Here is a 12,382-nt window from a genome sequence, read left to right as displayed (position 1 = left end):
AGGATATAAATCTTACTTTTGTAAGATATAGCGTTTTTGAAAAAATTTATGAACATCACCCTGATACAGGCCGATCTCGTCTGGAACGATCCGGCCGCCAACCGCAACCGTTTCGAACGGGAAATCTTTGCGGTCGGAGAAACCGACCTCGTCGTACTGCCGGAAATGTTCCCGACCGGGTTCTGCACCCGCCCGCGCGAAGCCGCCGAACCGGACGGAGGGCCGACTCTGGCATGGATGCGACGGACGGCCCGGAAGAAAGGAGCCGCGTTGGCCGGCAGCGTAGCCGTAGAACAGGACGGCCGCTACTTCAACCGGTTCTATTTCGTCCGTCCCGACGGTGCGACGGTACATTACGACAAACGCCACCTCTTCACTTACGGCGGCGAGCACAAGGAATACACCGGCGGAGACCGGCGCGTGATCGCGGAATACAAAGGCTGGCGCATCCTGCTGCAAGTCTGTTACGACCTGCGGTTCCCGGTCTGGTCGCGCAACCGGGACGACTACGACATGATTCTCTACGTAGCCAGCTGGCCGACGCCGCGCGTAGAAGCCTGGAACGCGCTGCTCAAAGCGCGGGCGATCGAAAACGTCTGCTACGTGGCCGGGGTCAACCGGGTGGGAGACGATCCGAACTGCAACTACTGCGGAGGGACTGTACTGCTCGACTTCCTCGGCAAACCGCTGGCCGATGCCGGCACGGGCGGACAGCCGGCGACGCTCTCCGCCGAAGCGGACAAAATCTCCCTGACGACCTTCCGCGAAAAATTCCCGGCGCTTCAGGACGCCGATCCTTTCACACTGAATATCTAACAGCTAACCTCACACGATCAATATGGAAGAAAAATTATTGCTGCTGGGTGACCAGGCCGTCGCATTGGGAGCCATTCATGCCGGGATTACCGGCGTGTACGCCTACCCGGGAACTCCCTCGACGGAGATCACCGAATATATCCAGACCTCGGAACTGGCCACGCTGCGCGGCGTGCATAGCCGTTGGTGCACCAACGAAAAAACGGCGATGGAAGCCGCTCTGGGCGTCTCTTACGTCGGCAAGCGGGCGCTCGTCTGCATGAAGCACGTGGGCCTGAACGTAGCCGCCGACGCTTTCGTCAACTCGGCCGTAACCGGCACCAACGGCGGATTGGTCGTCCTCGTGGCCGACGACCCGTCGATGCACTCGTCGCAAAACGAACAGGACTCCCGCTTCTACGGCAAATTCGCATTCACGCCGATGCTGGAACCTTCGTCGCAGCAAGAAGCCTACGACATGATGTCCTATGCGTTCGATCTTTCCGAACAGCACAAACTGCCTGTACTGATGCGTATTACCACGCGGATGGCGCATTCGCGGGCCGTCATTAGCCCGGGCCGCATCCGCGAACAGAACGAGCTCGGTTTCCCGGACGACGCGGCGCACTGGGTGCTGCTGCCCGTCAACGCACGCAGGTGCTACGGCGAATTGCTGGGACAACAGCCCGCACTGGAAGCGCTCGCCGCCGAATCATCCTACAACAGCTATACCGACGGCCCGAACCGGAAAACGGGCGTAATCGCCTGCGGTATCGGCTACAACTACCTGATGGAGAACTTTCCGGCAGGATGCGATTTCCCGGTACTGAAACTGTCCCAGTATCCGCTGCCGAAAACGCTGGTGCGCCGTATGGCCGAAACCTGCGACGAAATCCTCGTACTGGAAGACGGACAGCCGTTCGTGGAGGAACAACTGCGCGGCGTACTGCCTACCGCCGTCCGTATCCGCGGACGCCTCAGCAACGATGTGCCCCGCACCGGGGAGCTGACCCCGGACAATGTCAAACAGGCGCTGGGACTGGAATCGGCGCCCGGTTTCGCCCCGAGCGAACACGTAACCCCGCGTCCGCCGGCGCTGTGTTCGGGCTGCGGGCACCGCGACACGTACGACGCGCTGAACCGCGTGGTGCGCGAATACAAGGATTACCGGGTATTCAGCGACATCGGATGCTACACGCTCGGAGCGCTGCCCCCGTTCCGCGCCATCCACTCCTGCGTCGACATGGGAGCTTCGATCACGATGGCTAAAGGCGCTGCGGACGCCGGCCTGTGGCCTGCCGTAGCGGTCATCGGCGACTCAACGTTCACCCATTCGGGCATCACCGGCCTGCTGGACGCGGTCAATTCGAACGCCAACATCACCGTCGTGATTTCCGACAACCTGACCACGGCGATGACCGGCGGCCAGGACTCCGCGGGGACGAACAAGCTCGAAGCGATTTGCCTCGGAGTAGGGGTCGATCCGGCCCACGTGCGCGTGGTGGTTCCGCTGCCGAAAAATATGGACGAGATCACCGCCATCCTGCGCGAAGAGATCGAATACCGGGGCGTCTCGGTCATCATCCCGCGCCGCGAATGCATCCAGACCCTCAAACGGCACCACAAAGAAGCCCGACAAAACAAAACGACCAAATCTTGAAACCTATGAAACTAGATATCATTCTGTCCGGAGTAGGGGGCCAGGGCATCCTCTCGATCGCAGCGATCATCGGCGAAGCGGCCCTGGAAGAAAAGTTGCATATCAAGCAAGCCGAAGTGCACGGCATGAGCCAGCGGGGCGGCGACGTACAATCGAACCTGCGGATCTCGTCCGAACCGATCCGTTCCGACCTGATCGCCCGCGGCGGGGCCGACCTGATCCTGTCGCTCGAACCGATGGAAGCGCTGCGCTACCTGCCTTACCTGTCCGACACGGGCTGGATCGTGACCAACGCCGCGCCTTTCGTCAACATTCCGAACTACCCGCAGGTAGACGACCTGCTGGCCGACCTGAAACGCTTGCCGCGCGTCATCCTGCTCGACGTGGATGCGCTGGCCAAAGAGAACAACGTCCCGCGCGCCGCCAATGTCGTGCTGCTGGGCGCCGCGTCGCCGATCCTGGGCATCGGGATCGAAAAAATCGAAGACGGCATCCGCCGCTTTTTCGGACGCAAAGGCGACGACGTAGTCGCGATGAACCTCAAAGCGCTGACATGCGGCCGAGAAGCCGCCGAGCACATCATGCGGAAACATCTGTAAAAAAGCGAAAACGAAAAACATGCAAAATAGCGTATTCAGTCGACAACTGGTCGAATCGATCGTCGACGAGCTGAAGATCACCGACCTGGCACAGGCCACGATCGGACAGGTAGTGCTGCTGGCCTCGGCCCTGGAGCAGCGCACGGGCATCCCTTTCATCCGGATGGACCAGGGCGTACCGGGCCTGAGCCCCAACCAGGTAGGAATCGCCGCCGAAAAAGCGGCGCTCGACACCGGTATCGCAGCCATCTACCCGGCCGCCGAAGGCGTTCCGGAGCTCAAACGCGAAACCTCGCGCTTCGTAAAGGCCTTCCTGAACGTAGACATCACGCCGGAAGCCTGTATTCCGACTACCGGATCGGTCGCGGGATCGTTCGGCTCGTTCATCGTCACGAGCCAGTGCTCGCCCGGTAAGGATACCGTGTTGTTCATCGACCCGGGATTCCCGATCCAGAAATCGCAATTGAAAATACTGGGTGTCAAATACCGCCAGTTCGACATTTTCAACTATCGGGGAGCAGCGTTGCGCGACAAGCTGGAAAGCTTTCTGAAAGAGGGAAATATCTCGGCGATCATCTATTCGAACCCGAACAATCCGGCCTGGATCTGCCTCGAAGAGGAGGAATTGCAGATTATCGGCGAGCTGGCCACGCAGTACGACACGATCGTGCTCGAAGACCTGGCCTACTTCGCGATGGATTTCCGACGCGATCTGAGCCGTCCGTTCGAACCTCCTTTCCAGGCGACCGTAGCGCGTTACACCGACAACTACATGCTGATGTTGTCGGCCTCGAAAATATTCAGCTATGCCGGCCAGCGAATGGCCGTCGTATGTATTTCCGACAAACTCTTCAACCGCCGTTACCCGGCCCTGGCCGAACGCTACAACGGAGCCGGACTTTTCGGCAACACGTTTACCAACGCGATCATGTACATGATCACTTCCGGCGCCAGCCATTCGGTACAGTTCGGCCTCGCGGCGATGTACAAAGCGGCCTGCGACGGACAGATCGATTTCGTGGCCGACACGATGGAATACGGCCGGCGGGCGGAAAAGATGAAGCGGCTTTTCTGCGAAAACGGCTTTCACGTCGTATACGACAAGGACGTCGAGCAACCGATCGGCGACGGATTCTTCTTCACGATCGGCTACCCGGGAATGACTTCGGGCGAACTGATGCGCGAACTGCTCTACTACGGGATCAGCTCGATCACGCTGAATACCACGGGCAGCCTGCAGGAAGGCATCCGCGCCTGCACGTCGCGGATGACGGACGAACTGTTCGACATCCTCGAACAGCGACTCAAAGCCTTCAAAACCGACCACCCGCTGTAACCTGAAAACCGAATGAAAACCCACCGCATCGCCGGATGCGGAATATCTACAAAATTATGATCTGGAATCAAACGAAGGAGTGTATGGACCGCGAACAGATGCGGTTGCTACAAGGAGCCCGGCTCAAAAAGCTGGTGCACCGGGTTTACCACCATACCCCTTTCTACCGCGACAAAATGCAGCAGATGGGCCTTACGCCCGACGACATCGACACGATCGACGACATCGTCAAACTGCCTTTCACTACCAAGCAGGATCTGCGGGACAATTACCCGTACGGGCTGTTCGCCGCCCCCCAATCGGAGATCGTCCGGCTGCACGCCTCGTCCGGGACGACCGGCAAACCCACGGTGGTCGGTTACACGCACCGCGATCTTTCGATCTGGTCGGAGTCGATCGCACGCTGCCTGACGGCTTTCGGCACCACGCGCGACGACCTGTTCACGGTCGCCTACGGCTACGGCCTTTTCACGGGCGGACTGGGTCTGCACTACGGGGTGGAACACCTCGGAGCGACCGTCATCCCGATGTCTACGGGCAATACGGCCAAGCACATCCAACTGATGCACGACTGCGGCTCCACCGCGCTGGCCTGCACGCCGTCTTACGCCCTGTACCTGGCCGAACAAATCATCAAGTCGGGTATTCCGCGCAGCGAATTTCGGCTGCGTACCTGCATTCTCGGCGGAGAACCGTGGACCGAAAACATGCGCCGCGAGATCGAAGCGAAGCTGGGCGTCGATGCGTACAATATATACGGGCTCAGCGAGATCATGGGGCCCGGAGTATCGTACGAATGCCGCTGCAAATCGGGTTCGCACATCGTCGAAGACCATTTTTATCCGGAAATCATCGATTCGAACACGTTGGAACCGCAGCCCGCCGGCGGGCAGGGCGAGCTGGTGCTCACGACCCTGACCAAAGAGGGTATGCCGCTGTTGCGCTACCGCACCAAAGACCTCTGTTCGCTGACCTACGAACCCTGCGCCTGCGGACGCACGAACGTCCGGATGAGCCGTATCGTCGGCCGCAGCGACGACATGCTGATCATCCGCGGCGTGAACGTTTTCCCGTCCCAGGTCGAAAGCGTGGTACTGGAATTGCCGGAATTCGAACCGCACTATCAGTTGGTGGTCGACCGGGTCAACAACCTCGACACGCTGCAGGTGCAGGTCGAAGTGCGCGAAGCATTCTATTCGGACGAGATCAGCCAGATGATGGCGCTCAAAAAACGGATCGCCGACCGTCTGCACAGCGTGCTGGGCATCGGGGCCGACATCCGTCTGATGGAACCGCACAGCATCGAGCGCAGCGAAGGCAAAAGCAAACGGGTGATCGATAAACGCGTACTCAAATAGACAAACCTTAAAAACTGGATAATCATGACGATCAAACAATTATCGGTATTTCTGGAAAACAAGACGGGACGCATCAACGACGTGGCCCGCATCCTGGGCGAACACGGCATCAACATGTATGCGTTCAGCATGGCGGAGACCGCCGATTTCGGTATTCTGCGGATGATCGTCTCCGACGTCGAAGCGGCCAAACGGGTGCTTCGCGAAGCTAAATTCGCGGTGACGCTCACCGACGTGGTGGGAATCAACTGCCCCAACACGCCGGGCTCGCTCTCTCCGGTGCTGGATATTCTGGCCCGCGAGCAGGTCTTCATCGAATATATGTACGCCTTTTCCGAAGGGGAACTGGCCAGCGTGATCATCCGTCCTACGGACGTGGCCAAATGTATCGAAACGCTCAACCGGTGCAAATGTCGTTTGGTTTCGTTCCGTTCCGAATAAACGGGCAGCGGCTCCAATATATCGAAAAACGACAAAAAGCGGATGAAAAATCATCCGCTTTTTGTTATTCCGCACTTCCGGCAATCGACCCGGTACGATTCGGCGTAAAACGCTCCTGTAGTGATCGTAAAGATTCTCCGGCCGCATTTAATTCCATCCGGAAAAACTTTTTGTATATCAACGGATAAAATATTGACATGCAGGAAAGACGAAAAGACACAGTAAATCGGAAAAAGTTTCTAAATTTGCACCGATTGTACTTACACATTCCTGTGAATGAAAAAACTCCTGCTCCCGTTCTTCTGCATGTCCTGCGTATCGGCCATAAGCGCCCAAAATATTCCGGAAGATGCGGACACCCTGTCCATCGGACTGAAAGAGGTGAAAGTAATGGCTTCCTACGGACATGACAAAGGCGTCGAGCCGGTCGTACTGTCGACGATCAGCGCGAAAGACATCGCGACCAAACTGAGCAATCAGGAATTTCCCGAAATCATGAAATCCACGCCGTCGATTTATGCGACCAAGCAGGGAGGAGGCTTCGGCGATTCGCGGCTGATGCTGCGCGGCTTCGGTTCGGAAAACATCGCCGTGCTGATCAACGGCATCCCGGTCAACGGCATGGAGAACGGAAGCGTCTATTGGTCGAACTGGTCGGGACTGGCCGACGTTACGAACAGCATCCAGGTACAGCGCGGTATCGGGCTCTCCAAACTGGGTCTCTTTTCGGTCGGCGGGACGGTCAATATCGTCACCCAGAGCACCGAAGTCAACCGGCAGGGTTCCGTGTATTACGGCATCGGAAACGACCGTTACCAGAAAATGGGCTTCAACCTCTCTTCGGGTCTGCTTCCGAAAGGGTGGGCCTTCTCGATCATGGGAACCCGCACGACGGGCGACGGATACGTAAAAGGAACGAATTTCGAAGCTTGGAGCTATTTTGCGAACGTTTCGAAAAAATTCGGACGCAACCACATCCTGTCGCTGACGGCCTTCGGCGCGCCGCAGTGGCATAACCGGCGCAGCAACAAACAGTCGATCGAAGATTACGACCTCCATAAAGACGGCATCCGGATGAATACCTGTTACGGTTATATCAACGGACAGATCGTTCCGACCTATTCGGGCTATAACGAATACCACAAGCCGCAAATCTCGCTGAACCATTTCTGGCAGATCAACGGCAAATCCACGCTGTCGACCTCCGTTTATGTCTCCAATGCGACGGGAGGAGGCCGAAAAGTATACGGCAAAGACGCCAACCGCCTGCAATACAATTATAAGACCGGACGACCCAACGAAAACACTTCGCTGACCCCGGACGGACTGATCGACTACCTGCCGGTGATGGAAGACAACAAAAACTCCGACCACGGTTCGGACGCCATCTTCACGATGGGAACCAACTCGCACGATTGGTACGGGTTGCTGTCCACCTATACGAACGAACTGTCGAAATCGCTCAAACTGACGGTCGGTATCGACGGGCGTTATTATAAAGGCTATCACTACGACAAGATTTCGGATCTGCTGGGAGGCGCCTACTACAAGGACAACAAACTCGCATGGCGCGATCCGGACACGAAACTGCGGGAAGGCGACAAAGTCAACCAGGACTATCTCAGCAAAATCCTGTGGATGGGGGCTTTCGCCCAGTTGGAATACAACCGGGAGCACTACAAGGCATTCGTCTCGACCTCCGTGACCAGTCACTCCTACAAACGCGAAGATCCCGGAAAATACGGGACGTACGGCAACCAGGAGACCTATCCCGTTGCAAACGTAAAAACCCCGTGGAGCAATTTCGTGCCGTTCAGCGTGAAAGCCGGTTTCAACTACCGCTTCAACGGAATGCACAACGTATTCGTCAACGGCGGCTACGTAACCAAAGCGCCGATGATGGACAACATCTTCGTAGACAACACGCCGCTGTCGAACCCGATCCCCGAAAAAATCGCGACGGGCGAAATCGGCTACGGATTCAATTACCGGACGCTGAGCGTCATGCTGAACGGTTACTACACCCAATGGATGGACAAAAGCGTGACCAAGGCGATCGGCAGTTGGAACGGCCCCAGAGCCTGTATCCCGAACATCGACGCGCGGCATATGGGTATCGAACTGGAAGCGAGCTACCAGCCGCTCGAATGGCTGCGGGTGTACGGCTTCTTTACGATCGGGAACTGGCGCTGGACCAACGACGTGAATTTCACCCTGTTCAACGAACAGAACGAAAAAATCGGGGAATACCACGCCTACATCAAGAACCTGCATGTCGGCAACGCGCCGCAGACGAGCGCGATGCTGGGGCTCAGTTGTATGCCGGTATCGGGACTGACCCTCGGCGTCGACTTCAACTACTACGGGCGCCACTATGCCGATTTCGCCGCAGCCGACCGCACGGATGAAAAAGACAGGGCGGAAGCCTGGAAGCTGCCGGATTATTCGACGGTCGACCTGAACCTCAATTACGATTTCAAAATGGGTACTTTTCAGGGGCAGCTTTTCGGCAACGTGAACAACCTGTTCAACCGGAAATACATATCCGACGCACTGGACGGATCGGATCATACGCGGGAAACCGCCGTCGTATGGTACGGATTCGGCATTACCTGGACAGCCGGCCTCAGGATATCGTTTTAACCAAATCGGGGAAAAATATGTCGGTCAGAAGACTCAATAAGCTGAAATTCATAGTCGGGTGCGCGACGGCCGCGCTCTTCGTCAGCTTGTTGTTTCCGATCGGCATCGCGGCCAAAAACAGCCTCGACAGTCCCGGGGATCAGGGCACCATCCTGATCATCGCGTCGTACAACCCGGATACCAGACGCATGTCGAGTTTCATATCCGACTTCGAACATAAGATCGCCAACGAAAACGTTCCGTTCGAAATTCTGATCGAAGATCTGGGTTGCAAAAGCGTAGCGGAAGCCAATCTGTGGAAAGACCGGCTTATCTCGGTGTTGGAGCGCTACGACAGGAACCGGCTGAAAGCCGTTATCCTGCTCGGTCAGGAGGCATGGGCATCGTTCGTCTCCCTGGACAGCTTTCCCCAGGACATTCCGTTTTTCGGATGCTACGCCAGCACGAACGGAATTCCGCTCCCGGACCGGAACCGTCCGGTTACGGATAAATGGATGCCCGAGTCCGTCGATATGATACGGCAGGCGGACAGCATCGGAAACGGGGGAGGAAGTCTCAACCGGTACGACATCGCCAAAAACATCGACCTGATCCGTTCCCTCTACCCGAACGTAGATAACATCGCATTCCTATCGGACAATACCTACGGGGGTATTTCGCTGCAGGCTTTGGTCAAGCAGGAAATGAGCAGCCATCCCGACCTGACCCTCACCCTGATCGACGGGCGGAACGGGGAGAAAAAGGCCTATGCAGCCATCGAACGGCTGCCGCGCAAATCGGTGCTGCTGATCGGCACCTGGCGGGTAGGTCAGGACGGCCAGTATTTTATGGACAATTCGCTGAAAACGCTCCTGGCCGATCAACCCCACCTGCCCGTTTTTTCGGTCAGCGGCTCGGGGATCGGCAGCGGGGCTATCGGAGGCTACATCCCCAAATACGAAAACGGAGCCAGCGAAATAGCCGGGCAAATAGCCGACTTCTATAAAAAGAAACCCCGGGCGGTACATTTCGATCCGACGGAAAACGAATATCGTTTCGACCTGCAAAAACTCAAGGAGTTCGGAATCGCGGAATATAAACTGCCGTCGGGTAGTATCGTCGTAGACACCGTAGAGGCGCGATTGCAGAAATACGAATCGTACATCCTGATCCTGATCGTTATTTTCATCGTGCTCTCGCTGTTCATCGCCTTCTTGTATTACCTCTACTACCGGAACAAAAAACTGAAAATCAGCCTGGAGAACCGGGGTAGGGAGCTCATCGCCGCCAAAGAGAAAGCCGAGGAATCGGACATGCTGAAATCGGCGTTCCTGGCGAACATGAGCCACGAAATCCGGACGCCGCTGAATGCGATCGTCGGATTCTCCGCCCTGTTGGGCGACGAATCCATTTCCGAAGAAGACCGGAACGTATACATGGGCATCGTGAACCAGAATTCAGACCTGCTGCTGACGCTGATCGGGGATATTCTCGATATTTCGAGGCTCGAGACGGGGAAAATCAGTTTCACGCTGCATCCGGAGAATATCGTCGCCATCTGTCAGCAGGTCATTTCGACGACCGCCCACGGCCGTAAAAAAGGCGTGGAGTGCGTTTTTAATCCTCCCGTCGAATCCTTTATCCTGAAGACCGACTCGCAACGCCTGTCGCAGGTGCTGATCAACCTGCTGACAAACGCCAGCAAATTCACCGAAAAGGGCACGATCGCGCTCGCATTCGAAATACAAAAAGAGCAGCGGCGGATTCTGTTCTCGGTTTCCGATACCGGATGCGGCATCCCGCGGGAACGGCAGGAACGGGTTTTCAACCGATTCGAAAAACTGAACGAATTCAAACAAGGCACCGGTCTCGGCCTGGCTATTTGTAAACAAATCGTACTGCGGTTCGGAGGGAACATCTGGATCGATCCGGAATACACTGAGGGAGCGCGGTTCGTCTTTTCGCACCCGATTGTCCCGTGACCCGTATTTCCCGTTACATAACGCTCTCTCGGAATCTGTTCTTGGGGATGATGATGATATTGATTGCCGGATACGAAAGTTCGGGGCAGATCCCGTCCGTCTATCGCCGTACATGCCTGCAGGACTCGCTGCCGGCCCTCGCAGCGCCCGCGCGGGACCAATGGGACCGGTTCACTTCGTCGCAAACCTACCGCATGACCTACGTGGCCGTCCCGCTGATCGCAGCGGGACTGATCGTGGCAGGGGAAGACTCGCATTTCCACAGCCTGCGCGACAACTTCCTGCCCTCCTTCCGACACCATTACGACGATTACCTGCAATACGCCCCCGCCATCGCCATGCTGGGGCTGAAAATCGGCGGCATACAGGGAAGAAGCTCCTGGGGACGAATGCTGGTTTCGGACGCATTTTCGGCCTCGCTGATGGCGATCGCGGTCAACACCCTGAAACACACGGTCAAAGTGATGCGCCCGGACGGATCGAACCGCCACTCGTTCCCGTCGGGACATTCGGCAACGGCCTTCATGACCGCGACCATGCTGCACAAAGAGTACGGCATGACCCGCAGTCCGTGGTACAGCATCGGCGCCTATACGGCGGCCACGCTCACCGGCCTGTCACGACAAATGAACAACAAACACTGGCTGAGCGACGTGCTGGTAGGGGCCGGCATCGGCATTCTGTCTACCGAAGTGGGGTATTACCTGGCCGACCTGATCTTCAAAGGTCGCGGGATCACGTATGCGCGACTGCCGGACAGACCTTTCGATCCGGGTTACAAACCTTCGTTTTTCGGGCTTTACCTGGGACTCAACCTGACACCGGGACGCTACGCGCTGGAAGACGGCCGCGAAGCGTCGCTTTCGACCGGAGGCACGGCAGGCGTCGAAGGCGCTTGGTTCATCACGCGCCACATCGGGATCGGAGGACGCGCGACCATCTCCAACATGCCCCTGTCGGTCGATAAAATCCTTCAGGACGAATCGCTGGACATGATCTCCGGGTACGTCGGCCCGTTTTTCTCCTATCCGCTGACCTGCCGCTGGCTGGTCGGCGGCAAACTGCTCGCCGGATATGTTCACTATCCCTCCTGTCGGCTTTCGGACATCCGGATCGGCGACAAGAACGGATTCGGGTTCGGAACGGGCCTGTCGGTCACGTTCCTGGCCAACCACAAATTCGGGATGAAATTCTCTACCGACTACGATCTCGTCACCTCCGGTTTCGTTCCACGCGGAGGAATCCGGCACGTTCTCACGCTCTGCGGCGGCGCCAGCATCATGTTCTGACACGCAGCCGGCGGACGCATCCCGCAGAAAACGTCCGTCGCCTCAACGCTCTTTAACGGCCGATACGATCAACATCATCGGCCTACGCAGCTCGTCGTTCATCCCGGCAACGGTTCTCAGCAATTTCTCGCCGGGTTCGGGCTCGACCAGCCCGGTAATCCCGAACCCTTGTCGAATCAGTCCGTTTACATAAGTAGTCAACGTTTTATGGTACTTTACGACCTGTTCGCCGAGAAAGTTCGAAACGCGCCGCCCCTGACTGAAACAACTCCGGCCAGTGCAGTCGATTACCTTGTCCGG

Annotated in this window: 10 protein-coding genes; 9 read left to right on the top strand and 1 reads right to left on the bottom strand. The window is 57.1% G+C overall.

Going from position 1 to position 12,382, the window contains the following annotated elements; genetic code table 11:
• Window positions 1-48: 48 nt before the first annotated feature.
• From PGR91_RS06075 to PGR91_RS06035, 9 genes are all read left to right on the top strand, one after another.
• Entirely contained in the window at window positions 49-816 is a 768-nt protein-coding gene (locus tag PGR91_RS06075) for an amidohydrolase (RefSeq protein WP_055204037.1), read from the top strand.
• A 22-nt stretch (window positions 817-838) separates the two neighbouring features.
• Window positions 839-2,455: a thiamine pyrophosphate-dependent enzyme gene (locus PGR91_RS06070; protein ID WP_055204036.1), complete on the top strand. Its 1,617-nt coding sequence runs from the start codon at window positions 839-841 to the stop codon at window positions 2,453-2,455.
• Between the two features lie 5 nt (window positions 2,456-2,460).
• Complete coding sequence (locus PGR91_RS06065) at window positions 2,461-3,054, top strand: indolepyruvate oxidoreductase subunit beta (protein ID WP_118656539.1); 594 nt, start codon at window positions 2,461-2,463, stop codon at window positions 3,052-3,054.
• Window positions 3,055-3,073: 19 nt separating this feature from the next.
• A complete protein-coding gene (locus tag PGR91_RS06060; protein ID WP_101570738.1) occupies window positions 3,074-4,390 on the top strand; it encodes an aminotransferase class I/II-fold pyridoxal phosphate-dependent enzyme in 1,317 nt (438 codons plus the stop codon).
• Between the two features lie 56 nt (window positions 4,391-4,446).
• Window positions 4,447-5,748, top strand: coding sequence for a phenylacetate--CoA ligase family protein (locus tag PGR91_RS06055; protein WP_118458662.1), 1,302 nt, complete (start codon window positions 4,447-4,449; stop codon window positions 5,746-5,748).
• 24 nt (window positions 5,749-5,772) lie between these two features.
• Entirely contained in the window at window positions 5,773-6,189 is a 417-nt protein-coding gene (locus tag PGR91_RS06050; protein ID WP_055204030.1) for an ACT domain-containing protein, read from the top strand.
• A 276-nt stretch (window positions 6,190-6,465) separates the two neighbouring features.
• The gene (locus PGR91_RS06045) at window positions 6,466-8,832 is read left to right on the top strand and encodes a TonB-dependent receptor (RefSeq protein ID WP_118656537.1); all 2,367 of its coding nucleotides are present in this window, start codon (window positions 6,466-6,468) and stop codon (window positions 8,830-8,832) included.
• A 17-nt stretch (window positions 8,833-8,849) separates the two neighbouring features.
• Window positions 8,850-10,793, top strand: coding sequence for a sensor histidine kinase (locus tag PGR91_RS06040; RefSeq protein ID WP_101571587.1), 1,944 nt, complete (start codon window positions 8,850-8,852; stop codon window positions 10,791-10,793).
• Window positions 10,794-10,840: 47 nt separating this feature from the next.
• On the top strand, window positions 10,841-12,082 hold the full coding sequence (locus PGR91_RS06035; RefSeq protein ID WP_101570742.1) for a phosphatase PAP2 family protein: 1,242 nt from the start codon (window positions 10,841-10,843) through the stop codon (window positions 12,080-12,082).
• Between the two features lie 42 nt (window positions 12,083-12,124).
• On the opposite strand, the gene PGR91_RS13565 is transcribed toward PGR91_RS06035, so the two are convergent.
• Window positions 12,125-12,283, bottom strand: coding sequence for a hypothetical protein (locus PGR91_RS13565; RefSeq protein WP_153498025.1), 159 nt, complete (start codon window positions 12,281-12,283; stop codon window positions 12,125-12,127).
• Window positions 12,284-12,382: the final 99 nt, after the last annotated feature.

Source organism: Candidatus Alistipes pullistercoris (assembly GCF_027665465.1).
Taxonomy (GTDB): domain Bacteria; phylum Bacteroidota; class Bacteroidia; order Bacteroidales; family Rikenellaceae; genus Alistipes_A; species Alistipes_A hominis.
Note: the sequence above shows the minus strand (reverse complement) of the source record. Positions and strands in the feature narration are given on the sequence as shown.